Origin of the sequence: Paenibacillus sp. AD87, assembly GCF_001659845.1 — a bacterium.
GTDB lineage: Bacteria > Bacillota > Bacilli > Paenibacillales > Paenibacillaceae > Paenibacillus > Paenibacillus marchantiae.
Genome location: NZ_LXQN01000019.1, coordinates 424,310 through 448,061 on the forward strand (window position 1 = coordinate 424,310; position 23,752 = coordinate 448,061).

The 23,752-nt window shown below is 48.1% G+C and carries 19 protein-coding genes; 16 read left to right on the plus strand and 3 right to left on the minus strand.

What is annotated here, in order from left to right; all coding sequences use genetic code 11:
* Positions 1-211 precede the first annotated feature (211 nt).
* Complete coding sequence (locus gpAD87_RS25615; protein ID WP_064641666.1) at positions 212-994, minus strand: class I SAM-dependent methyltransferase; 783 nt, start codon at positions 992-994, stop codon at positions 212-214.
* 274 nt (positions 995-1,268) lie between these two features.
* Between gpAD87_RS25615 and gpAD87_RS25620 the strand changes: the two genes are divergently transcribed.
* From gpAD87_RS25620 to gpAD87_RS25655, 8 genes are all read left to right on the plus strand, one after another.
* The gene (locus gpAD87_RS25620) at positions 1,269-1,691 is read left to right on the plus strand and encodes an SRPBCC family protein (RefSeq protein WP_064641667.1); all 423 of its coding nucleotides are present in this window, start codon (positions 1,269-1,271) and stop codon (positions 1,689-1,691) included.
* A 216-nt stretch (positions 1,692-1,907) separates the two neighbouring features.
* Positions 1,908-5,009: a hybrid sensor histidine kinase/response regulator gene (locus gpAD87_RS25625; RefSeq protein WP_064641668.1), complete on the plus strand. Its 3,102-nt coding sequence runs from the start codon at positions 1,908-1,910 to the stop codon at positions 5,007-5,009.
* Between the two features lie 99 nt (positions 5,010-5,108).
* Positions 5,109-6,269 carry a response regulator gene (locus tag gpAD87_RS25630; protein ID WP_063567778.1) on the plus strand — a complete coding sequence of 387 codons (1,161 nt, stop codon included), beginning with the start codon at positions 5,109-5,111 and terminating at the stop codon, positions 6,267-6,269.
* Positions 6,270-6,295: 26 nt separating this feature from the next.
* Positions 6,296-7,642 (plus strand): cryptochrome/photolyase family protein, encoded by a 1,347-nt coding sequence (locus gpAD87_RS25635; RefSeq protein ID WP_064641669.1) that lies wholly within the window; start codon positions 6,296-6,298, stop codon positions 7,640-7,642.
* A gap of 250 nt (positions 7,643-7,892) precedes the next feature.
* Positions 7,893-9,068 (plus strand): acyltransferase, encoded by a 1,176-nt coding sequence (locus tag gpAD87_RS25640; RefSeq protein WP_064641670.1) that lies wholly within the window; start codon positions 7,893-7,895, stop codon positions 9,066-9,068.
* Positions 9,069-9,497: 429 nt separating this feature from the next.
* Positions 9,498-11,081, plus strand: a complete 1,584-nt coding sequence (locus gpAD87_RS32925) for an HNH endonuclease (protein WP_331710931.1) — start codon at positions 9,498-9,500, stop codon at positions 11,079-11,081.
* A 284-nt stretch (positions 11,082-11,365) separates the two neighbouring features.
* Positions 11,366-12,025 (plus strand): TVP38/TMEM64 family protein, encoded by a 660-nt coding sequence (locus tag gpAD87_RS25650; RefSeq protein WP_064641671.1) that lies wholly within the window; start codon positions 11,366-11,368, stop codon positions 12,023-12,025.
* Positions 12,026-12,112: 87 nt separating this feature from the next.
* Positions 12,113-13,186 (plus strand): DUF1835 domain-containing protein, encoded by a 1,074-nt coding sequence (locus gpAD87_RS25655; RefSeq protein WP_064641672.1) that lies wholly within the window; start codon positions 12,113-12,115, stop codon positions 13,184-13,186.
* Positions 13,187-13,241: 55 nt separating this feature from the next.
* On the opposite strand, the gene gpAD87_RS25660 is transcribed toward gpAD87_RS25655, so the two are convergent.
* The gene (locus gpAD87_RS25660) at positions 13,242-13,748 is read right to left on the minus strand and encodes a cupin domain-containing protein (RefSeq protein ID WP_157258586.1); all 507 of its coding nucleotides are present in this window, start codon (positions 13,746-13,748) and stop codon (positions 13,242-13,244) included.
* Between the two features lie 161 nt (positions 13,749-13,909).
* Between gpAD87_RS25660 and gpAD87_RS25665 the strand changes: the two genes are divergently transcribed.
* Complete coding sequence (locus gpAD87_RS25665) at positions 13,910-14,917, plus strand: NAD-dependent epimerase/dehydratase family protein (protein WP_082935349.1); 1,008 nt, start codon at positions 13,910-13,912, stop codon at positions 14,915-14,917.
* 160 nt (positions 14,918-15,077) lie between these two features.
* On the opposite strand, the gene gpAD87_RS25670 is transcribed toward gpAD87_RS25665, so the two are convergent.
* Positions 15,078-15,251 carry a CsbD family protein gene (locus gpAD87_RS25670; RefSeq protein ID WP_064506464.1) on the minus strand — a complete coding sequence of 58 codons (174 nt, stop codon included), beginning with the start codon at positions 15,249-15,251 and terminating at the stop codon, positions 15,078-15,080.
* Positions 15,252-15,442: 191 nt separating this feature from the next.
* On the opposite strand from gpAD87_RS25670, the gene gpAD87_RS25675 reads away from it, so the two are divergent.
* From gpAD87_RS25675 to gpAD87_RS25705, 7 genes are all read left to right on the plus strand, one after another.
* Positions 15,443-16,375: a hypothetical protein gene (locus gpAD87_RS25675; RefSeq protein WP_064641674.1), complete on the plus strand. Its 933-nt coding sequence runs from the start codon at positions 15,443-15,445 to the stop codon at positions 16,373-16,375.
* Positions 16,376-16,412: 37 nt separating this feature from the next.
* Positions 16,413-18,206 (plus strand): RNA polymerase sigma factor, encoded by a 1,794-nt coding sequence (locus gpAD87_RS25680; protein WP_082935350.1) that lies wholly within the window; start codon positions 16,413-16,415, stop codon positions 18,204-18,206.
* Positions 18,207-18,890: 684 nt separating this feature from the next.
* Complete coding sequence (locus gpAD87_RS25685) at positions 18,891-19,337, plus strand: DUF1641 domain-containing protein (RefSeq protein ID WP_024629786.1); 447 nt, start codon at positions 18,891-18,893, stop codon at positions 19,335-19,337.
* 23 nt (positions 19,338-19,360) lie between these two features.
* Entirely contained in the window at positions 19,361-20,542 is a 1,182-nt protein-coding gene (locus gpAD87_RS25690) for an NAD(P)/FAD-dependent oxidoreductase (RefSeq protein WP_063568226.1), read from the plus strand.
* 341 nt (positions 20,543-20,883) lie between these two features.
* Positions 20,884-21,528 (plus strand): SDR family oxidoreductase, encoded by a 645-nt coding sequence (locus gpAD87_RS25695; RefSeq protein ID WP_064641675.1) that lies wholly within the window; start codon positions 20,884-20,886, stop codon positions 21,526-21,528.
* Positions 21,529-21,582: 54 nt separating this feature from the next.
* Positions 21,583-22,332 carry a response regulator transcription factor gene (locus gpAD87_RS25700; RefSeq protein ID WP_064641676.1) on the plus strand — a complete coding sequence of 250 codons (750 nt, stop codon included), beginning with the start codon at positions 21,583-21,585 and terminating at the stop codon, positions 22,330-22,332.
* The gene (locus tag gpAD87_RS25705) at positions 22,329-23,705 is read left to right on the plus strand and encodes a sensor histidine kinase (protein WP_064641677.1); all 1,377 of its coding nucleotides are present in this window, start codon (positions 22,329-22,331) and stop codon (positions 23,703-23,705) included. Before gpAD87_RS25700 ends, gpAD87_RS25705 begins: the two co-directional genes overlap by 4 nt.
* Positions 23,706-23,752: the final 47 nt, after the last annotated feature.

A 23,752-nucleotide genomic window follows, 5' to 3' on the forward strand; every position in this document is an offset into this window, starting at 1 on the left:
TAAATGCAATTAAAAAGGGATGTCCCATAGGTCATGAACATGACGGAGGACATCCCTTTTTAGCGTCATTACAATCTAACGAACCGAGCAGCTGCTATTCGCTGCAATTTCAACAGATTTACGGATTAACGAATCGTAGGCGCGTTACTTCCTCGATCTTGGATCCTTCCCGGTGAGATCGATTCGTTAGCGCTTTGGCCTGAAAGTGAAATCACTTCGAGGGCACTCCACGTGTAGCTTCAAACACAAATTTCTGATCAGAACGCGAAGGTGCCTGTTTGGGATCGAAGTCAGCATATACAACAACGTCGATGAAACCGATCTGTTCCAGAATCATGCGCAGCTCCTCCACACCGTACCAACGTAATGCAAGCTGTTGCAGTTCTGTGGCTATGAGGGTGCCATGGCGCCACTTTTCGTAGCGTATCAGACTTACTTTGTACTGCTGAAGCATATTGACTTCGATGTCTTTGCTCTCCATTGTAATCGTATCGCCATCCGGTAATTGAACAGTCGGGGTACCTGAGTAGTGTGAGGTCGTATTCGCTACATCGGGTAGAAAGAGGTCCAGCACGAGTCGACCTCCCGGTTCCAGATGTTGATACAGATTACGCAGTGCCTTTATGGAAGCCTGCCTGTCTTGAATAAGCAGCAGGGAGCCTGCGGCAATTATAATGACTTCATACCGGTAAGGAAGATCAAGTGTCTCCAGATCAGCAGCGAACAATTCAGGCATGGGCAATTCCCGCATGGAGCAAAGAGCACGGCATGAATCGAGCATATCCGTTGAATAATCAAGACCGTCTACGTTCAAACCAGCCTCAAGTAATGGAATTAGCATTCGACCTGAACCAGACATCGCTTCCAGGATGCGTCCATTGCAGTTCATCAGATAATCACGGTAAAATTCAATATCGCCTCCAAGAGATTGACCAACGGGTTTGGTGGCATTATAAACCTCGGTACATAATGGACCATAATAACTAAAAGACATGTAACGTTTCCTCCACAACATAATTAAAATGAGAATGCGGAAGGGAGTGGTTGTGAGATGTTTATCCCTTCCGGCAACGGTTGGAATTGAATTTTTCAGAGCAGACTATCATGAGAAATCACACACCTTTTATGTAATATGTTCCAATTATAGGGTGGCTTTGAGAGCCGGTCAACAAAGCGCCTGCCAGAGTACCTGTTGTTAGCAGAATATATTTGACACACATCATCTAATCTTGAACAATGAGTTATATCCATTTAGAAGGAGAGATATCATGGAATCTTCAAGTGCATTGCCAGATATTCGGGAGCAGCTGTTGCTTCACGCGCCTGTGGAGAAAGTATGGGGGATTGTATCGACGTCAAAAGGCTTGGAATCATGGTTTATGCCAAGCAATCTAGAGCCAGTGGAAGGGCATGAATTTATACTGGAAGCTGGACCCTTCGGAAAATCACCGTGTAAAGTTACGGAAGTTCAGCCGCCACGCAAGCTGTCATTCCAATGGGGTAAGGACTGGACGCTTACGTTTGAACTGACGGAGCAAGGACAAGACACCGACTTTATCTTGATTCACAGTGGCTGGGACGCGGACAAACTGACTGAATTTGGACAGGCTCATGCCATCATTCGTGAACGGATGGAGCAGGGATGGGCTGGAATCGTGCAGAAACTGGCCCAGGTCGTTGGACAAGCTTAAGGAAACGAGAGAAGTAAAACAGATAGTCAACAAATTCAAGAAAGCCACAGGTCTTACTCCGGTCTGCATTCCGGTAGCTGAGCCTGTGGCTTTTTTGACGTTAAAATATCATGTAAGAACTATTTCCGTCAGCAACAGAAACGTGTAACATGGAGTTATAGGTATAAAACGACAAAATTAGACGTCTCTCGCCATGGAGGCGGAAGGATTACATAGATGAGAAAACACTGGATTATGCTCACCATTAGCTTTATATGTATTGTTGTTTTTCCTCTGGGTTCCATTGTACAAACGATATTTACCGAGCGCGGCAACCCTCATGCGAATGATGGGGTTATGGACCTGACCGGCTGGAATTTCGATAGACAGGGGGCTGCTTCCCTGGATGGTACGTGGGATTTCTATCCGGGCCAATTGTTGGCACCCGTTGACTTTGAGGCGGATGTCTCCGGACGCAAGCCACTTTCCAAGCCTCTCCCCATCCATGTCCCATCCCGATGGAATGGAACTCTTGGAGAGGCGCACGGGTATGGGACCTATCATTTGCGTGTTCGCATTCCCCCGAGATTAGAGAAGAACGATTATGGGATACGTACTCAAAATATCCGCATGGCCCATCGTTTATTCATAGATGGCAAAGAGATTGGCGGCAAAGGGCTGCCAGGTACAACGGAAAATACCGATATTCAGCTCAATTTGCCTTTTACGGGATTTACCTCCATAGAAGGTGATGTCGCAGATATTATCATTCAGGTATCGAATTACAGCTACTCGTCTGGCGGCATTGTTGCATCCATTTTGTTCGGAGACGAGCACAGCATTCTGAAAGGCCAACAGCAGGACTGGCTCAAGGATCTGATGACACTGTTCGGATTTATTCTGCCAGCGGCCTTCTTCCTGATGCTCTTCCGGCTGCGGCGCAGTGAAAAAGAGCTCCGGTATCTGGGGTTATTCAGCCTGTCCGGTGCGATGTACGCATTGACTCATGGAGAGAAGTTGCTGGGAACCCTGTTACCGTTCTTAACAAATAATGAAATTCTGCGGCTTCAACTAATCAGCGCGGCTCTTGCGTATTATTTCTTGCTCCGTTATATGGATGCGCTTGTACCTGGAGCTGTTCATCAATGGTTTGTTCGCTTGGGTGTGGTTCTGGTACTCGTCCAATGCACGGTGGGTCTAACATTGTCTCCTGTTCTGTTCTCCATGCTGGAGCTGCCCATGCTGCTGATCTCACTCGTGGTGATTGGTTACACGCTGCGAGCGATGCTCCATTGGCTGAAAAAGCAACCGAATGACGGTCATTTTGTCCTGATGAGCATGATGAGTATATTCATGGTGGTTGTGCTGCACACCGTTGGTGCTTTCACTACCGTGGATACGACATTTCTAGCACTGTATGAACTGCTGTTATTTGTCTTTGCACAGATGATTCTAACAGCGATTCGGTTTGCACAGTCATTCCGTGAAGTTGAAGCGTTGTCTGAACGTTTGCTTGCCATCGACAGTCTCAAGGATGAGTTTATGGCGAATACGTCCCATGAACTGAGAACTCCCCTGCATGGCATCATTAACATTGCTCAATCGATGCTGGAAGGGGCGGCTGGAGCGGTCACCCCCAAGCAGGCCAAAAATCTGTCCATGATCACCTCAACTGGAAAGCGGCTTTCGCTGCTGGTAAACGATATTTTGGACTTTTCCAAGCTCAAAAATGGTGAAATTGAATTAAAACGGAGTGCTGTGGACCTCGAGTCCGTTGCCCGAACGGTTGTTGAAGTCTCTGGTTTTACCTTTGAAGATGATAAACCGGTTGTACTGATCCAGCAATGGCCTCCAGCGTTGCCGTTGGTTGAAGCGGACGAGGATCGCCTAAGGCAGATACTGTACAACCTGCTGGGCAATGCGTATAAGTACACGAAGCAGGGTGAGATTCGTATCTATGCTCGTGTGGATGGAGCTATGGTGACGGTATCTGTCGCTGATACAGGTGTCGGTATCACCCAAGATAAACTGGAAGACATATTTCAGTCTTACGAACAGGGCAATGGAACAAGTGAGAGGGTTAACGGGGGAACTGGTCTTGGACTGAGTATCACTCGCAAACTAGTCGAGCTTGGCGGAGGGACCATCTGGGTAGATTCGGAGCCAGGTGAAGGTTCGACCTTTCATTTTACCCTGCCAGTTGTGCAGTTTCCTTTGCTGCAAGCGAGTTCGAGGCCTGTTGCAGCCCAATATGTATCTACTCAAGAAAGAAGAACGCAGGATACGGCAGCAGCCGTGGATTGGGATGAGACGGATGATAATCTGGAAGCAGAGCATACCATTCTGATTGTGGACGATGATCCTGTGAATCGACAGGTATTGTTCAATCTTCTATCAACGGAACGTTACCGTGTCATTGCAGCAGATAGCGGGGCAGCTGCACTGAAGCTTCGTGAAGAACACCCCTCCATTGATCTTGTCATTACAGACTGGATGATGCCGCAAATGTCCGGGCTTGAGCTGTGTCGCAAGCTTCGTGAGAACAGTTCCTTGTCCGAGTTGCCCATTCTAATGCTGACAGCTCGTGGGCTGCCAGAGGATATCAAAATGGGATTCCAGGCAGGAGCAAATGATTTTCTGAGCAAACCTGTGGATGCAGGTGAATTGCGTGCAAGAGTACGGACGTTAATTGAGATGCGTACCTCGGTACAGGAGGTTGTTCGTACGGAAATGGCTTTCTTGCAAGCCCAGATCAAGCCGCACTTTCTATATAACGCGCTCAACGTCATCATAGCGACATGCGCCGTCAATCCGGATAAAGCGACCGATTTGCTTATTGAACTGAGTCATTACTTGCGGGGAAGTTTCGACTTCCAGAACCGCGACCAACTGGTTCCGCTGGCGAAGGAACTGGAGTTAGTGGAGTCCTATGTACATCTGGAACAAGCACGGTTCGAGGAACGTTTGGTGGTCCATTATGATATCGACCCAGATGTTCGTCTTTACCTGCCACCGCTTAGTATTCAACCGCTTGTGGAGAATGCGATTCGTCACGGAGTGATGGAGCGTGCTGCAGGGGGTACGGTTAACCTGGGCATTACCAGGGAGGATGAGCACATCGTCATTGTGGTACAGGATGATGGAGTAGGCATACCTCCTGAGCGTTTGGCTCAGGTAAGTTCAGGGCGAATCGAAGGTCCTGGAGGTGTAGGGCTACAGAATATTAATCGGCGCCTGTTGTCTTTATATGGTCAAGGGCTGGAGATTCAGAGTCATTCGGGGAAAGGAACGCTAATACGGTTTCGCATACCTGTGGAGAAGAAAAATGGTTCCAAATAATGGGCCGAGTTAGGCGAATTTGGTTAACAGATTATTAAACGAATGCCAAGATAATCGGTATTCCCATTGAATAATTCACGGCAGGAGGCTGGAAGAGCGATGAAAGCCATTGTAATCGATGACGAGAAACCGGCGCAGCTTCATCTGGAACGCCTGTTACGATCGGATGGGCGGATTACCCCCGTGCAGTGTTTTTCAACAGCCCGTGCCGGTCTGGATTTTCTGGCAAAAGAGCGTGTGGACGTTGTGTTTCTGGACATTGGCATGCCGGAAATGAATGGACTGGAAGCGGCTGAATATATACAGCAATTGGACAGCAGTATTCGCATTATATTTATAACGGCTTACGCCGATCATGCGGTTGAAGCCTTTGAACTTCAGGCGCTGGATTATGTGCTGAAGCCGGTAAGTTCAGCGAGGCTTGCCAAAACAATCGATCGCATTGCCGCAGGCATGATATCCTCATCCTCTCAGGTTGCTGCAACCGCTGAGGTTCAGGAATCTGAGGCTGTGGAGTTGGATACCCGTGTGCCTGGATTGCTTACTTTTAAACATCTGGATATCTACAGAAGCTTGGATCAGGAAGCAGAGAAGCACAAGTGGCGCACAGCCAAATCGCAAGAACTGTTTGCTTTTTTGTTTCACCATAGAGGGGATTGGGTAAGCAAAGAGATTCTGCTCGATAAGTTGTGGGCGGATGTCTCGCAAGAGAAAGGGCTAACGCATCTGCATACTTCCGTTTATCAGATCCGTAAACTGCTGAAAGAATGGAACATGACGGGCAAGTTGGAATACAACATGAACCGCTATCGTTTGTTATCGGGTAATCTGGTGAGTGATGTAGAGCAGTTCGAGCAAGGTATGGCATACGCTGACGTTACATCAGACAATGTCGATCAACTGCGGGATATCGTCCCGCTCTACCGTGGTGACTATCTGGAGGAGCATGATTATCGCTGGGCTCAAGCCAAAGCGAGAGATCTGAGAAGTAAGTATATAGGACTGGTTATGGATATCGCGGAATGGGACATGAAGCATGGACGGGGCAAGGAAGCGATGGAGCAGTTGAGTGAACTACAGGAACGGGAGCCATATGCCGAAGAAATCTGCCGATTAATGATGAGGGTAAGTGCATCCATGGATGATCAACAAGCCATACTCAGAATATATCATTCATTTACGCTGACCCTGCTTGAGGAACTGGGACATCAACCGGAGCCGGAGACAAGCAGGCTGTATGAAGATTTAACGGCAAAGTAGGCAGAAGTTCAGCAGGAGGATGAAGCATGAAGTTATTCATACATCGCAAAGATTTGCGTACAGATGATCTAGTCGCATTCGATTATTTGCGGAACCAGGATGCAGAGAGTTTGCATGTGCTCATCTATGATCCGTTTCTGCTGCGGCAAGGTCGTGAACAGGAACATAGTGGAGTGAATTTTCTACAGCATGCTGTAGAGCTTGGTAAGCGGTACCGCGAGTCAGGCCGTACGCTGCACATGGCTTATGGCAAACCAGCTGAGGTGATTGATTATATTCTCGAACAGATGCAAGGTCGTATAGATGAAGTTGTAGTTCATCGGGATATGACCCCATATGCAATTGAACGGGACCGTGGAATACGCAAGGTAACCGAGGAACGAGAAGTCACATTTACGCAGCTGACGGATCATCTGCTGATGGATTTGAAGGGATTCGCTGATTTTACGGGCAAGTCCGAGCCATATAAAGTATTTGCTGCCTTCCACCGACGCTGGGTGGAATTCATGAATGAGCATCCCAATCCAGCTTCAACCACTACGGTTGCAGAGGTGAAGGTCAGTGATCAGCAGATAGAATGGCCAGAGACCTTCCAGGTACCACAACAATTGCTGGCATATGATGTATCTGATTTGAATGATCCTCATCTAATGTTGGATGGATTTTTATCTGATAGAATTGCCGATTACGGCGACCATCGGGATGAATATGAAGCTTATGAACCGAGCCGGCTCAGTTCTTATGTAGCTGTGGGGGCTGTATCCATCCGCAAGATGTACGATGCTGCGAAACGCACGGAGCATTCGGATGAATGGATCAGACAATTGTGTTTCCGTGACTTCTACCTGTATCGGGCAGTGTATGAGAGTCATTATTTTACATATGAAAAAGTTTATGATCTTTCGGCGCTCAGCGAGGTTCACTTCGAACGATGGTGCAAGGCCGAAACAGGCATTCCGATTATCGACGCAGCGATGACGGAACTGAATGAGACTGGACATATGCCGAATCGGCTTCGTATTCTGACCGCAATGTTTCTTACAAAAAATCTGCAGTGCCCATACACGCTGGGTGAAGCGTATTTCAGACGTAAGCTCCGTGACTATGACAATATTCAAAACCGGGGCAACTGGCTGTGGTGTGCATCACTTGGCGAGAATGCAGCTCCATACTTTCGGGTGAACAATCCGGTGACACAGTCAGAGAAGTATGATCCCCAAGGGGATTATATCCGCAAATGGCTGCCTGACCTGAAGGGTTTGCATAGCAAAGAGATTCATCAGCCTCGCCAGGATGCCATTGTGGATCTGAAAACATCAAGACAATCGGCTATTGAGATCTATAAACAAATTCTAGCCAGTCGTCAGCATTGAAGTTTACCATTTTCATCCCAGTGAACCAGCAATATTTTGGACAGATACGAAACATGCTCGCAGGCCGCGTCATAGCGGTCTTTTTTACATATATAGACATGAAAAGACTGTGAAACATGTTGAATATTTAGGAACTTTTAAGAATTTGGACTACCCATCTTAAGCTTTATGCTTTTTAATAGATAGTGTGCTTATCGTATTAAGTCATCTTAGACATATCAACGAAACATATTAAGGAGAAACGCTAATTATGAGTGAAACAATCAAAAGAGAGCGAATCCCAGAGCTGAATCTCGTACGGGCAATGGCTATCATCGGCGTGCTGTGTGTGCATTCCACTTCATATGCGACGGTAGACATGACGGGTTCAGGGTATTACTGGCTGTACAATTTTATTAATATTTTTATGAAATATGGTACACCAACGTTTATTTTCATGAGCAGTTTTGTACTGTTCTATAACTATTATTCTCGTCCGCTAGATAAGAAGCTGGTCAGCAATTTTTACAAAAAAAGATTTGTTTACATTTTACTACCGTATTTTCTATTTTCATTAATGTATTTTGTTATCCTGCACTTCACGCATTATCAGGGCCGTCCGTTCGGTGAATCAGCAGTAAGCTTCATAACGAAACTGTTCACTGGCAAGGCGTATACGCATCTGTACTTTGTATTTATTAATATGCAATTCTATCTTTTATTCCCGTTGGTATTGTGGCTGCTTAAGAAATATCCCTCAGTTGTCAAATGGTCGGTACCGATTGGGTTGCTCATTCAGTGGGCATTTATCGTAAGTAATAAATATGGCTTCCAGGTGCCGAACAAGGGAAGTTGGGCATTCTCGTACTTCTCTTATTTCATGCTGGGTGCATTTATCGGGGTATACTTTCCGAAGATTAAACAATGGTTTGTCATTAGTCGGGAAAATGCAACTAAAGCTCGTGTAGTTTCATGGATTGTGCTGTGGGCGGTATGGATTTTTGCCGGACTCGGCCATGTATACATTTATTATCTGTTGCGCCTGAAAATTGCGACGTATAACACGCTGTGGTACGAGTTTTTCTGGAATCTGCATACGTTCGCCTGTGCGCTGGTGCTCATTCAGATTGCGTACCTGCTCTATCGTAAAGGACCATCGCTGATCGTTAAGCCGCTCAATCGGCTTGGGGCATTGTCCTTCGGTATTTATCTGATTCATCCATTCTTCCTGTTGGTCTATCGGAATTATCCACCACAAACCGGGGTATCCTGGCTGATTCATCTGTGGTACGCCGGAGGTTTTGGTGTGGCGTTAATCGCATCGTGGATTGTGGTTGGACTCACTGCAAGATTTGTTCCGTTTGCATGGGTGATTTTCGGCAATTTGCCAAAACCGAAGCCACGTCTGGTACCACAACAAAACTCGGGACAACTCGACGTTCGTTAAAATATTTATGCTAATACAGGAATAATAAACCGTTTCTTGGTCGACCATTAGGGTTGAGCGGGGAACGGTTTTTTTGATTGCCGATTAGATTCATACATGGGGAACGGGTTTCTTTTTCATAAGCGAAGGGTAATGAGAAGGCGGAACACAATTTATGCTTTGATAAGCAGAGAACTTTAAGAACAGGATTAAGGTGAGAACAATGACAACATGTGAACAATGCGGGAAACCGATGCAAGATATATTGGAATATGTGGAACACATCCTTCACGAATGCGTTGGGCAGACCCAGGAGTACAAGACAAAAGACTATGGGACATCTGGCTATGAGTGTGTTGGCGAGCAGATGTGATACAATAGAAAGAAACCGGATTCATACGGAACCGAGGTGACAACATGGAGATGGGCTCGGCCCCTTTCCGGCAGGAAATGACGGAACATGAAGCGCAACTGACCAAGACATGTATGTATTGCGGGCAAAAGCGACCTTTGTCCGAATTTCGACGAAGAACCGGAAAGCGGGCTGGCCCCGGAGCCAGACGTGGCGCTTGTCGCTACTGTCGTCAGCTTGGTGGACACGCGGATAACGATAACACCTCAATCCGGCCTACGGATGAGGCAGTAAAGAGTCATAAAGGTGCTGCGGCTGCACGGCCTTCTGCATCTGCAAGTCATACAGCAGAACGGATCGTCGATACAGCAAATGGTACGTCTTTTATTGCTGCTACTTCAGAAAGAAATGGGGAGTCAAAGCCGTCCGTAACTTCATCTTCTTCGATGGAAGGTGAAACGGCTGACTTCGTTGCTTCTTCAACTGTCTCTTCGTCTTCGGGCAACCGCAAGAAGAGGAGAAGGAGGAGGAAGGCGAAGCGTCCAGAGTTGCAGTCGGGTAATGAGCAAACGGAATCGCTCTCCCGAACTGACAAGGAGAGCGAGACTGTAGATCAGCCTCAGACGGGGGCTGATCTGCAAGACAGGGATTCGCAGGTGCATACAGCGAATGCGGATCCATCTGCGAAGCGTGCCCGCGCGCGTCTAGCCGCTGGCACGGATCAGGCCGCCGAGCAGGAGATTGCGGCGGCGAAGGCTCTGCTGCCAGCTAAGCCGCAAGGCCCAGCAGCAGAGCCAGGGGCTGCGGATCAGCCGACCGCAGCCAAGCGCAAACGCAAGCGGCGCCGCAAACGTGCTGCTGCGCTGCTGTCCGGCGCAGGACAGGCCCGCAGCATAGCTGAGGCCAGTGTGCCGAACCTGAGCGACCGTGGCGATGCCGCGGTCGCCGGACCCCCAGCAGCAGCCGCGCAGCCTGCCGCTGCTGCAAAGCCCGCCCCCGGCCAAGCGCCGGGCACGGCCATGGAGGCTGCGCCTCCTGCACCCGTGCGCCAGCCAGGCTCGCCCGGGTCGAAGCCGCGCCCGGCACGCAAGGAGCGTGCGCCTAAGGCGGGCGGCGAAGACGTAGCCCGTGCCGGATCATCCGGGCAGCGGGCGCCTGCACATTCCAGCCGCAGTAATGGGGCTGGAACGGAAAGCCGTCACCGCCGTCATACTCCGTCGGCGCCTGTAGCGATTGACCCGGAAGATCCGGCATCGCTTCGGACAAATCGGCAGGGTATGGTGCGCATGCGGGGCAAGACAGACAAAGGACGGCGCTGGCATCAGGAAGTGGATATGGAGCTGGCGGTCACGCTGGTCAAGGAAAAAGCCGCTGTTGTGGTTAATCGGTACACGATCCGCCGATTGTTTAGCAACAAGGATTTCAAACGGTTTATTTTGACCCGTGATAACTATACCTGCTACTTCTGTGGATCGTATGGAGACACGATCGACCATCTTCTGCCGCGAGCCAAAGGTGGGCATACCACCCCACTTAACTGTGTCTGCGCCTGCAATCTGTGTAATCAGTCCAAAGCAGCGATGGATGCCGAGGAATTCATGCGTTCCGGTATTCCCGAGTGGAATGCTGCGCATCAGGAAGAGCTGAATGAATTGGCAATGCAGGAAGCTCAGCTAGAATAAACGGTTTATGCGAAATACAAATACTGCCCCAAGCTTGTTGACCAATGGTTTCAAGCGGGTATGCGATATATAGAGCACACCAAGACTGAACAGGTCCGGGTGTGCTTTTTTGTTTTTCAGCGTCGCTGGTGAAATTTCTTCAAATTGACAACGGTACAGCGCTCATATGTACGTTATACTGGGGAGAAGTGAGTCGTGAAACTTCACATCGGTTTACCAGATGTATTTTATAATGGGCACCACATCTTTAGAAAATTTGAACTGTATAGATTGGAGGGAAGCAGATGAACCCGGCATCTTTGGACATCATGTCCTATATTACGGAAGAGAATATTCGTTTTTGGCTGGAGAAGTTCCGCTCCCTGGGCCCTTTACCTGCAATTTTGCTTACCTTTATGAAATCATTCGTGCCCCCGCTGCCTACACTGCTCATTGTTGGGGTTAACGGAGCAGTGTATGGGCTATGGGCAGGGTTTTTATATTCATGGATCGGGATGGTCCTGGGATGTACCGTTACGTTCCTGATTGTACGAGAAATTGGGAAATCGGCTTTTGTGGAACGTTGGGCCAACAAACCCCGTGTGCAGCGCAGTATGGTATGGATTCGGCGGAATGCGTTCAGTTATGTATTTTTGCTGAGTATATTTCCAGTGGGTCCGTTCGTAATTATCAATGTTGCGGCAGGTATCGCGCGGATGAGATTAATGTCCTTCCTGCTTGCGGTGAGTTTTGGCAAAGCCATTATGATCTTCTGTGTGACGTATATCGGTTCCAATGTAGCTCAGTTTATGGAACACCCTGTGCGCTGGGGCGGCGTGTTGCTGTTTATCGCAGTATCCCTGTGGGCAAGTCGGAAGTTGGAGCGGCACTTCACCCGTTCGTCATCCAATCGTGAGGAAATGAATGAACGGAGTCATTCCTCTGGAAAGTCTATTTCTTCGTAAACTTACGATGATACAAATACGTACTCGATTTTGAATGGTTAAGTGTGGAGATGACTATCTGTTCAGACTGTTTAGAGGGGGATAAACATGATTGACAATGTCTTTGATTTTGATCAGGAGCTGTACCGTATGGATGAGGACGAGCTGCGTTCGTTATTGCGTACGCTTTATCTCATTGCAGAAAGGGAAGTCAGTGTTCAGTCAGCGGAAGAACATTCTGATCATTTTGCAACGAAAATTCAGTCGATACTTAATACATTGGACGAGAATCGGAACCGGGAGAAAGCTGAGAAACAGGCATTGATGGCACAGAAACCACGTGAAATTCATATAGCGATTGGAGAATCGCCGCTAGGCAGCATTAAGGTTGCGATGGGCAAGGTTCCAGGGCGCTTGGAGCGGCGGTTTTTCTCAATGAATGACTACTATGCCATCGGTCCATTGGGCGATCTGACGAACAAGGCGGATTTACACCGCAGGCACCTCTGGCTACTTGAGAAACTTTATTTGGGTGAGCATGGAAGTTATGCCGTCCAAGGCATGGATGAGCTGATTCAATTAAATAACATGTTGAGTTCAATTGATGAAGATACGCGAATCACCATCTGGTATGCGAATAATGCTCATGAGAGAACGGGGCTTTTATATGCCATGCATTTGCTGCGTAAAAGGCTGGGGCCTATCTATTTGATCGATACCGGTGCATTATATCAGGAATTATTCAAACCTTCTGAAGTTCAGTATGATGTTCCTAGAACAGCTGAAATTTTTTCTGAGAAGTTGTTATCGATGTGGCAACACTGTGTGAATGCTGAACCGTTATCTGTGGAGAAACGAAAACACATGGAGCAAGAGTGGGTGAATCTGGCTGTACAGCCTGGACTTCTGCGATTAATGAAGGATGGCGAGATTCAGAGCGTGCCCGAAGACGCGATCGATGAGTACATTATGCAGAAGGCTAGAGAGGTCACGTTAACCAGACAGCCTGGCGAGTTTATAAAATCAGCCCGCGTCGTAGGTGAGGTGCTGGGCCATCTTGAACAAGCTGTCGGAGACGCATTCATTGAATACCGTGTTCGACAGTTGATCATACAAGGACAGCTTGAGATGGAAGGGAAGCCACACGCCATGCGATTCTACAGTGTGAGGCTCCCCCAGTAACCGAAATGGACTGTTCCCGGTAGTTTTTTTATCCCGGAGCAGTCCATTTATTCTTTCATGCCTTATTCTGATTCCATAACTCCAATAGTGGCCCCTCTTGTCCATAGACTGGATCTGTATCCGGGATGGGAACCTCCTGAATTTCACGCAGAACTTTGGGACGCTCCCCCAGTTCACCCGTTCGGGTATTATAGCTCATGCCACCTGGATAGGCCCCTGCAATGCGGAAATCAAGGCTCGCACTCAGCCGCTTATGTCCGGTTCCCGCAGGTAATACGACCACATCTCCTGCATGAAGACACACAACCTTTCCATGTTCCCCACCAAGAATGAGCTCAACCGAGCCACTCACCACTGCAAGTACTTCATGAGCATTGCTGTGAAAATGATGATAATCAAACACACCGTTAATCCAGCTGTTTCCCCATCCGTTTTGGTTCAGCAACGACTCTGCACGAGCTGAATTTGTTGCCCAAATTCCTTTATACAGAAGTACAGGCAGACTCGGATGATTGGGGATCACACCATCGTCCTGAAATAACATCGTTTGTATATTGTTCATGTCCTCTTTCATCGTAAAGTTCACCTCTCTATGGCATTACCCGTTTATTTCTGGTGAAGAACAAAAAACAATTGTAAAATGATACAAAATGTATCGCTTTAAGGTTATAATCAGAACATAGACTCTCTTCAGTGAACTTGTTGTATTAATCCCAAGGGGGAATGTGCTTGAATATTGTCATTACAGGGGCTTCTGGATTTGTAGGGTTTAACCTTTCACAGTATTTGGCGCAAAAGGGCCATCGAATCACCCTGGTGGACCAGGATGATTATTGTCAGAGGCTTGTTCACAGCTCTCCACTTCATGAGATGGCCTTTATCTGTTGTGATCTCGCGAAGGACAGATTCAGCTTGCCGCACGAAACAGACTATATTATTCATCTGGCAGCGATGCCACACGTAGATTATTCGTATCATCACCCCGGAGAAGTGTTTCGTAACAACACCCTCAGTACACAGGCCATTCTGCAATACGCTTCCGATCACCATATTCCCGTGGTGCTGGCTTCATCTGTTGAGGTATACGGAGGGGAGATGGGCAGAGTGTATCATGAATCCGATGAATATGCTCCGGTATCCCCTTACTCCGCTTCCAAAGTAGCCTGTGAGATGCTCGCACGATCCTACGCTCAATGTTACCAGCTTCCTGTAAAAATATTTCGTTTGACCAATCTCTATGGACCTTGGCAGTTGCCGGACCGGATTATCCCGCGTAATTTTGGCCGAATGATGGACGGCCTTCCTCTGGATATTCAGGGATCGGCTGTACGTGATTTTTTGTATGTAGATGATGCACTGCGAGCGATTGAACAGATTATGCTGAATGGACAAGATCAGCAGATCTATAACATTTCGACAGGGCAAGGAACGACCATGCAAGAGATCGGAGATCATTTGCAACAATTGCATACTTCTAATGGAACAGCGGAAATTCGGGAGCATGAGCCCACCCAGTCCAGAGGTTCGAGTCTGGTCGTTCACTCTGGAAAGTTACGATCAGAGACCGGATGGTTCCCCCAGACGACGCTGGAGCAGGGGCTGGAGCAGACCTTTCGATGGTATCAGGAACATCCCGAATGGGTAAGACAATTCACCCGTGAATACCACACGACAAGAGAAGCACGCAGTTTTATTATCGATATGGCGAGATATGCAGTTCCGGCTATCTAACCAGGGCAAAAAAAGCCAGGGAAGGGTGTAGTGAATAACACCTTCCTTGGCTTTTTTGCGCCCCCTTCGAATCCCGGCTTTCAGCCGGTATGGACGGTCGGGCAATGATCTTATATTTACTGCACGAATTGTCGTGCGTGTTCACGTTTAACAAATGGATCTAGTGATGTTTTTTTACATCAGCAATTTTGTCCTGCACAGCACCTTTGGCTTTGTCTTTCTTGCCCTCAGCCTGAAGGGATCTGTTGTTAGTCGCATTACCGATCTGATCTTTCACTTCGCCTTTGGCCTTGTTTACGCCTGCTTTGATTTTATCGCTAGTTGAATTACTCATATCGAACATCTCCTTCGTTTCTGGTGTAGTCCTTATTAACCGGGATGCCCGTATTCTAAACGTTGCTATTGTGATAAGGGCAGAAATTTGTTCTGGATATTCTGTCAGAAATGATCAGTACGAAGGGTCAGTATAAGTATAGGCATTGCATAACCGCGTGCTTCATTAAAGAAATGAGAGGATGTTATGATATGAGCAATTATATTGGGAATGGTGCATATTGCTACGCTAATTCAGCTTCAATGCTGCTGTCGTCCATTGGAGAAAAGGTAGACCCCGGTCTGCTTGAAACAGTTGGTGGCTTTTCACTAGGGGCCTTTCGAACGCAGGAAGACCTTCTCTTTTTTGATAACTGTACCTCTAGTCCGGATCTGGCCATCAGCAAGGCGATGAGCATTCTGGGATTTAGTGTGCGCGAAAGTGTGCAATCACGGGGCACAGAGATGCCTGTAGATGAGCTAAGAGAGGCTTTGAAGCAGGGTCCTGTGATGATGGGTCCGCTGGATATGGGCAAACTTGTCTACAATCCCAACTCTCCCAACCTGGGTGGTTGCGATCATTATGTAGTGGCGCTGAATATGGAGGGCGATGAAATATGCCTGCATGACCCGGCTGGATTCCCGAATGTCTTCCTGACATTGGATACACTTGAGGAAGCATGGGAGTCTGAATTCCCGTGGAGTAGCGGTGTGTATCGACGATGGTGGAGTCCTGAACGCATTGAACAGCCTGATCTGGAGGAGATTAACCGCCGTGCTTTTACTTGGTTCAAATCAACCCTTACAGAACAGATCCATGATATTGCTGCACAGGAAGGACGAACCGGAGCTTCAGCAATTCTGCATAAGGCGGAGCAGGTTCGTGCTGAAGCAATCGATGGTAATGAGTGGGCTCATTATGTGTATTTTGCTCTGCCAGTAGGCGCGCGTCGTGCCCATGATTATGGCTTGTTTTTTAAAACAATCCATCCTGACCTTTCTGCTTTGAAATACGCACAATCCCGCCAATTCGGGGAATGCCAATCCCGTCTTGTCTCCCGGAACTGGGAGGCTGCTGCGACAATCATGGTGGCACTCGCGGAGACGGAAGCCATGATCGAAGATGCTATTTTGAAGATGGAATAATGTAATTGAAGCAAGGCTATGAGAAAGGGAGATACACATGGATGAATTAGCTGACAATCACCATATCAGGCCAGGGGAAGATGAGACATTCGAGAATCGGCAAAAGGAGTCGGATGTCGCGCTTATCCAACGAGCCCAAACTGGCGATACAGAGGCTTTTGGTGAATTGATTCACCGTTACCGTGGGCAATTGTTCCGTTATGTGCGAGCACTTACACATGATTCTTATCTCGCAGAAGACATTTTACAGAATGGGCTTATTCGGGCGTTCATTCATATGGGGCAGCTTCAGAATGCCGAGCGTTTTATGGCCTGGATGCAGCGCATTGTGCGTAATCAGGCGTACTCACATATGCAACGCCGAGAGCAGCAGCGTGAACAACATTTTTCTTCTTTCCTTGCATTTGGAGCCGATGACGCCTCATGGAGCGATCAAGACTCGCTCGACATGACGCTGAATCATCTTCTGAACAACACCGAACGGAGATCGCAGGAAACAGGCTATGATCCGTATCAAGCTGTTGCTCAGCAGGAAATGAGAAATAATCTCTACAAGCTGCTGGGTTGTCTGAATGAAAGAGAGCAACAGGTCTTCACATCGTATTGGATGGAGCAGCTGTCACCGCAAGAAATTGCCTGTAAATTCAATCTGACAAGTGCCAATGCGTATCAAATTCTGTCCCGTTCACGTAAAAAAGTGTCCCAGCTTCATATTCATTTATCCGTAGAAGAAATGCTGGCAGAGTGGAATTCACTCGGACAAAATCGATTGATTTTGGAGGAACCCCTTTCGTTTCGGGCTCCCCAAACCTGGAACTCGGCAGCAGCATCCATTCACGAGATGTTAGGTTATATCGGTTCATCTCCATCTCTCCCCATGGTTATGGGGATGAGTGGACTTTCTTTTCGTCTGACCATCCTGCCTCAGGACATACATATCGCTGGACCCACCGCCTATAACTTCAAAGAGGTACTTACCAGAGGATTGCACCATATGGGTTATCGTTCCCATGCGGTTGAGGCTTTGGCGAGCGAAGCGGGACTCAATGCCAATCTGGTCGATCCTTCGATGCTAGAGGAGAAAGCGAAGGGGAAAAGGTTGCTAAATCCAAGATTGGTTCGGGCCCTTTCCCTGATCCGTTACTCCATTCATCGGGGGATTCCGGCGGTCGTATGGGACCTGAATATTCCTGAATTCGGATTGATCTATGGCTATGATGATGCAGCCCGGACCCTATACGGTACAGATTTTATTAAATCAGGAATAATTCCTTATGATCATGTAGGCCGGGGTGTGAATCAGGAAGTATTTGTACTGGCAGCGGAATCAGATGGCATGATACGAGAAATGAACTTGCGCGCGGCACTGACGGATGTTTTGGCTCATTATCGTGGGGAGGACCCGTATACCTTGCCGAACACAGTCAGTGGTCTGGCTGCTTATGCGGTCTGGAGAGAAGCCCTAGAATGTAGACGGGTAGAGCCGAACGGTCACGCCTATAACATTGCGGTTTTGAGGGATGCAAGACGTTATGCAAGTGAATTTTTCAAAGAACTTTCTCTAAAGTGGGCTTCGACTCCCGACTATTCCAGCTTGATGCCATTCTGTCTTCAGGCGGAAGAAATATATCGAAACATGTCCCAAAGGTTAAACATGCTCAAACAGTGTTTTCCTTTTCCAGATGGAGGACGGCCTAATGAGAAGCTTCATGCCGATCAAGCTATCTCGATACTTCTGGAGGTGGAGGAATTGGAGCGAGCCGCCGTCGTTGCAATAGAATCGTTGCTTGAAGGAATGGCTCAGCATTCCCCGGAAATTGTTATGGTGTGACCTAAATGTAACGATCAGATCTGGCGAACAGTGAAAGAAATATCAGGAGGCAGGACGATCCGTCAGGCCTTCTTTCTGTCTTTTTTGCTTTCATGCCAAGATAGGTTCATACTTGAACAAGAAATGATGTCATTTCAGGAATAAGGCTGCACCCCTAGCTGCATAATAACGACAGTGACCAATTTCGTTGCATGAAATTCATGGTTTTGGAAAAAAATTCCTGAAAAATTTAGTTGAAAAAATCCTTCCTTGTGTACATATCGCACATATGGTCATATGTGATCTTGTTATCCTACCACATGTGGTAGGATGACGGATCTGGGACAGGAGAATAATCGATTTTAATCCGACCACAATGCTTGACAAAAAAATCGATTTTGTTACAATGTTCACAATATCTTCACAAGTGTAAAAAATTTCTTTTTCATGTTCATGTGTAAGAGGTGTAATATAGGGGTATAGAGTTCGGTTTCGGCCTGCTTGTCGTTTTGCGTCAACACATGTTGTCCGCAATAGACCCAAGATACAATACACGATGTGGGAACGGCCCTTGGGCTATGCTCATTCTATTGTGTGAAATTTGGTACATTTAGTTGTATTGGATGTATTTGTGGTTCGGCTCTGCTTGACAGGCATCATGAAAGTCGCGGACTTCTATCCCAAAGTAAAGGAGGACTTTCTCTTATGTCACAATCGCCTACTCAACAAGAGGTGCCGGTTACAGAAGGTGCCGACGTTTCCCAACGCCAGTCCTTGGACGTACTGGATCAATTGATGAAGCCTGAGGTACAGGAGTCTCTGACCGTTCTGGTGGAGAACTTGCCTAAACTGGCTGAAATGGTCACTGCTATGACCAAAGCTTATGACTTTGCACAAAGCGTAGCTACAGACAAAGTTCTGATCAGCGACACAATGAGCGCAATGGGCGAGTTTGCTAAACCTGTTGTAGACAAAGCTAAAGGTGTAGCTTCTGCTGCCATCGAAGCAAGTGATCGTGCGCAAGCTGAGCAAACTTCGGTTGGTTTGTTCGCTATGCTCAAAATGCTTAAAGATCCAAACGTACAACAAACGCTTCGTTTTGCTCAATCATTCCTGAGCATCCTGAACGAGCGTCAACAACAGCAACGTTAAGATTAGAAGAACGGAGGATGGATATGTCGAAGCAAATTTTGATCTTGGGCGGAGGTTACGGTGGTCTGTTGACTGCGCTGACTGCGCGTCAATACCTGACACCGGAAGAAGCGACTATTACAGTCGTGAACCGTTACCCTACGCACCAAATTATTACGGAACTGCACCGTCTTGCAGCAGGAAGCATTGCTGAAAAAGCAGTTGCCCTTCCACTCGAAAAATTGCTGAGTGGTAAAAATGTGAACTTGAAAATCGATACGGTGGATACAATCAAGCCGGACGAGAAAAAAGTTCTCATGACCAGCGGTTCTACTTACTCTTACGATGCACTCGTTGTTGCCTTGGGCAGTGAAACGGCATTCTTCGGAATTCCGGGATTGCAGGAGTACAGCTTCACGCTGAAATCCGTTAGCGATGCTAACCGCATTCGTGCACACGTGGAAGCTCGTTTGGATGCTTACAAACAATCCGGAAACAAAGCAGACGCTACGTTTGTTATCGGTGGCGGTGGTTTGACAGGTATCGAGCTTGTTGGTGAGTTTGCTGACCTTCTTCCGGCTGTATGCCAAGAAAAAGGTATCGACTTCAAAGAAGTTTCCCTGTACACGGTTGAAGCAGGTCCTTCCATCCTGGCAGGATTCCCGCCAGAACTGGTTGAGCGTGCAAAAGCGAGTCTGGAAAAACGTGGCGTTAACTTCATCGTTGGCGTAGCGATTACCGAAATGAAAGAAAATGAAGTTCTGCTGAAAGACGGAAGCTCGATCCCTACGAACACACTCGTATGGACAGGCGGCGTTCAAGGTAATGCAGTTGTTGCCAACAGCGGAATTGAAGTGGATCGTGGCCGTGCGAAAGTTACGGAAGTACTGCAATCCACATCCCATAAAGACGTGTTTGTTGCTGGTGACAGCGCAGTGGTCTTCCCTAGCGAAGGCGCTCGTCCATATCCTCCAACAGCACAATTGGCTTGGCAAATGGGTGAAACTATTGGTCACAACTTGGGCGTAATGTTCAAAGGTGGCGCAATGGAATCCTTCACACCAGTATTCTCCGGTACACTGGGAAGTCTGGGTCGTAAGGATGCTGTCGGCATGATCGGTGGCAACCAGACTCGTCTGAAAGGTCTGCCAGCAACCATGATGAAAGAAGCAAGTAACATCCGTTACCTTGCTCATATTCACGGTTTGTTTGCACTGGCTTACTAATATCTGTACGCCATGCAGCAGAAAGGCACCCCACTTGGGGTGCCTTTTTTTATTTTTAACCAGCATCCGTTTGGCATAGGGGCTAAGTTCAATGAAGTGAAAGCGGAAGTATAACCGTTGTTATCAGATATGTATTGAAGAAAAAAGTGCTCGGTATAACCGTATAGGGTGTATGGTATATTAAAGGAAAGACGTGTTATCCGCATCTTGCCAGATGCGCTGAACGGTAGTAATACATAGCAGCCGGCGCTTAGAAGCGTCGGCTTTCGTTTAAATTAAAGACAAGTCTGTTTTATAAAAAAGCTAGCTTATAAAAAGGAAAACCGAGAGGAGAATGACATATGAACGTATTAGTGATTGGAGCGAATGGACAAATCGGCAAATTTCTGGTGCAGCAACTGGCACAGGAAGGGAAACATCAGGTCACTGCGATGATTCGCAAACCGGAGCAGGCAGATGCACTGAAGCAGCTAGGTGCCAATGTCGTAATTGGCGATTTGGAAGGCAGCGTGGATGATCTGGCCGAGGCAATGAAGGACCACAATGCCATTGTATTTACAGCGGGTTCCGGTGGATCTACGGGCGAAGACAAAACATTGCTCATTGATCTCGATGGTGCGGTGAAAACAATGGAGGCGGCACAGCAACAGGGAATTACCAGATACATTCTGGTCAGTGCGTTTGGGGCAGATCAGCGAGAGAAATGGTCGGACGCCATTAAGCCGTATTACGTGGCGAAGCATTATGCCGATCGGGTATTGTTCGCAAGTGATCTGAATTACACCATTATCCGTCCAGGTGGTTTGAAAAATGATCCGGGTACCGGCAAAATCTCTGTAGGAACAGATCTGAAACCGGGAAGTATTCCACGTGAAGATGTGGCTCGTGTAATCGCTGCTTCCCTCCAGGAGGAGAAGACTTATCGAATGGCTTTTGATCTGATCGCTGGGGATGAATTGGTTGAGGATGCCTTAGGTAAATTGTAATTCGTATTGTAATATAACGGGAGAATGGAATGATGGAATGAGGGGGAGCTCTGCATGAATGAAGCCGTGCTGGTGATCGAGGATGAGCCCAAAATTGCACGCCTGCTTGAACTGGAATTACAGTATGAGGGATATCAGGTAGGCAAGGCAGGCAGCGGAACGGAAGGGCTGGAGATCTATGGGAACGGGCAATGGGATCTGATTTTGCTGGATATTATGCTGCCGGGTCTGAGTGGGGTTGAAGTGCTGCGACGGATACGTACCAAAGATGCGACCGTGCCCATTCTGATGCTCACAGCCAAAGACTCTGTGGAGGACAAAGTATCCGGACTCGATCTCGGAGCCAACGATTACATTACAAAGCCGTTCCGTATTGAAGAGTTGCTCGCGAGAGTACGCGCTGCACTGCGCCTGAGTGCTGCATCGGCTGCTGCCCACTCTGCCACTTCGGTCCCACGGGACACGGCGCAATCATCGGAGCACACGGCGGAAAATGAGACAGGCTGGCTCACCGCAGGTGGATTGAAGCTGAATGAAGGAACCCGTGAGATATCCAGGGATGGTCAATCGATTGAGCTTACCCCGCGTGAGTTCGATCTATTGGTGTATCTGCTGCAAAACCAGCGCCGGGTGCTGAGCCGGGACCAGATTGTTCAGGCCGTCTGGGGATACGATTATTATGGAGATACTAATGTGGTGGATGTGTATATCCGTTATGTGCGCAAAAAGGTCGATAACGGATTCACACCACCCTTAATACATACCGTTCGGGGTGTTGGTTACGTTCTGAAGGAGCAAGTATGAGTCTGCGCAGCAGAATCTACGGATATTCGTCCGTATTGTTTGCCGTGCTGCTGATTGCCGTCAACCTGTCGGTGTATATCGTGTTCGAACGGATGTCGATCGATAACGAGATCAAGCGGGTAGAGGCTGAGGCCGAGTCTATTGTAAAAGGAGTGCGCCAGTCTGCCGGTTCCATTCCGCCGGACGACTTGCTCCGGGCCTACGCGCCGGTGGACGGCATGCTGCGGATCGTCAATGAAGACGGCACCAGCTCCCCGCCGGTGACGACCTCAGCAGAGGAGCAGCTGAGCAAGCTTTCCTACAAGTACGAAAGCGAAATAAAATCCGAGTATACCCAAGTTGAGCAAATCGGTTATGTCTGGGTCTCTGTTCCAGTGATCTGGCCGGACGGAGAAGTGGTGAATCTACAAGTCACCGAGAGCATTGAGGATACCGAGAATCGCCTGTCTGTGCTTCGTACGGTTCTTGTTGCCGTGACCATCATCGCGCTGATTCCGGCCATCATCTCCAGCCGTATTCTGGCGAACCGGATGACACGGCCGATCCAGCAGATGACACGTACGATGAGTGATATCCAGTCGAGCGGCCAGTTCAAGAGGCTTCCGCTTGATGAAAAATCCAAGGATGAGCTGAAAACGATGGGGCAGACGTTCAATCGTATGATGGATCTGCTTGAATCCAACTTCGAGCGACAGGAGCGCTTTGTTTCCGATGCTTCTCATGAACTGAAAACACCACTCACCATCATTGAAAGTTATGCCAGTCTGCTGCAACGAAGAGGTAAGGAACGACCCGAAGTATTCGACGAGGCGGTAGAAGCCATTCTGTCCGAATCTGTGCGCATGCGGGAGATGACCGAGCAGCTGCTATTGCTGGCAAAGCAGCCAGAGCAGTGGAATGTACAGCTGGAGCGGGTGGATATCACCCGTCTTGCGTTGGATTCCACACGTGCATTTCGCGAAGCCTATCATCGGGAAGTGCACTGTGATGATCCGGGCAGGATATGGGCGATTAGCGATGTGAGCAAGCTGAAGCAGCTGCTTTTTATTTTGCTGGACAATGCTCGTAAATATAGTGAGGATGCCATTGAAGTCCGGCTGGAGGCAAAGGGGCAGGAATGTCGGATACGTATTGTGGATAAGGGAATCGGTATGCGGGAAGAGGAACTGTCCAAGGTGTTTGACCGTTTCTATCGCGTAGATTCGGCCAGAACACGCAGCGGTGGAGCAAGCGGTTCGGGCTTGGGACTTTCCCTGGCCAAAGATATCGCAGAAGCCGTGGGCGCGCGTATTGAACTGAACAGCACCGAGGGCAGGGGAACCGAGGCTTCGATTATTTTGCCCACATCTGTACAGAACGGGCCACTCTCATGAAAATCTCATTCTTCTCTTATATACTGGTGAACACAGTACAATTTCGG

Bases quoted from the DNA above. Each gene is read 5' to 3' on its own strand.
- gpAD87_RS25615 (WP_064641666.1), bottom strand. From the start codon at position 994: ATGTCTTTTAGTTATTATGGTCCATTATGTACCGAGGTTTATAATGCC.
- gpAD87_RS25620 (WP_064641667.1), top strand. From the start codon at position 1,269: ATGGAATCTTCAAGTGCATTGCCAGATATTCGGGAGCAGCTGTTGCTT.
- gpAD87_RS25625 (WP_064641668.1), top strand. From the start codon at position 1,908: ATGAGAAAACACTGGATTATGCTCACCATTAGCTTTATATGTATTGTT.
- gpAD87_RS25630 (WP_063567778.1), top strand. From the start codon at position 5,109: ATGAAAGCCATTGTAATCGATGACGAGAAACCGGCGCAGCTTCATCTG.
- gpAD87_RS25635 (WP_064641669.1), top strand. From the start codon at position 6,296: ATGAAGTTATTCATACATCGCAAAGATTTGCGTACAGATGATCTAGTC.
- gpAD87_RS25640 (WP_064641670.1), top strand. From the start codon at position 7,893: ATGAGTGAAACAATCAAAAGAGAGCGAATCCCAGAGCTGAATCTCGTA.
- gpAD87_RS32925 (WP_331710931.1), top strand. From the start codon at position 9,498: ATGACGGAACATGAAGCGCAACTGACCAAGACATGTATGTATTGCGGG.
- gpAD87_RS25650 (WP_064641671.1), top strand. From the start codon at position 11,366: ATGAACCCGGCATCTTTGGACATCATGTCCTATATTACGGAAGAGAAT.
- gpAD87_RS25655 (WP_064641672.1), top strand. From the start codon at position 12,113: ATGATTGACAATGTCTTTGATTTTGATCAGGAGCTGTACCGTATGGAT.
- gpAD87_RS25660 (WP_157258586.1), bottom strand. From the start codon at position 13,748: ATGAACAATATACAAACGATGTTATTTCAGGACGATGGTGTGATCCCC.
- gpAD87_RS25665 (WP_082935349.1), top strand. From the start codon at position 13,910: ATGTGCTTGAATATTGTCATTACAGGGGCTTCTGGATTTGTAGGGTTT.
- gpAD87_RS25670 (WP_064506464.1), bottom strand. From the start codon at position 15,251: ATGAGTAATTCAACTAGCGATAAAATCAAAGCAGGCGTAAACAAGGCC.
- gpAD87_RS25675 (WP_064641674.1), top strand. From the start codon at position 15,443: ATGAGCAATTATATTGGGAATGGTGCATATTGCTACGCTAATTCAGCT.
- gpAD87_RS25680 (WP_082935350.1), top strand. From the start codon at position 16,413: ATGGATGAATTAGCTGACAATCACCATATCAGGCCAGGGGAAGATGAG.
- gpAD87_RS25685 (WP_024629786.1), top strand. From the start codon at position 18,891: ATGTCACAATCGCCTACTCAACAAGAGGTGCCGGTTACAGAAGGTGCC.
- gpAD87_RS25690 (WP_063568226.1), top strand. From the start codon at position 19,361: ATGTCGAAGCAAATTTTGATCTTGGGCGGAGGTTACGGTGGTCTGTTG.
- gpAD87_RS25695 (WP_064641675.1), top strand. From the start codon at position 20,884: ATGAACGTATTAGTGATTGGAGCGAATGGACAAATCGGCAAATTTCTG.
- gpAD87_RS25700 (WP_064641676.1), top strand. From the start codon at position 21,583: ATGAATGAAGCCGTGCTGGTGATCGAGGATGAGCCCAAAATTGCACGC.
- gpAD87_RS25705 (WP_064641677.1), top strand. From the start codon at position 22,329: ATGAGTCTGCGCAGCAGAATCTACGGATATTCGTCCGTATTGTTTGCC.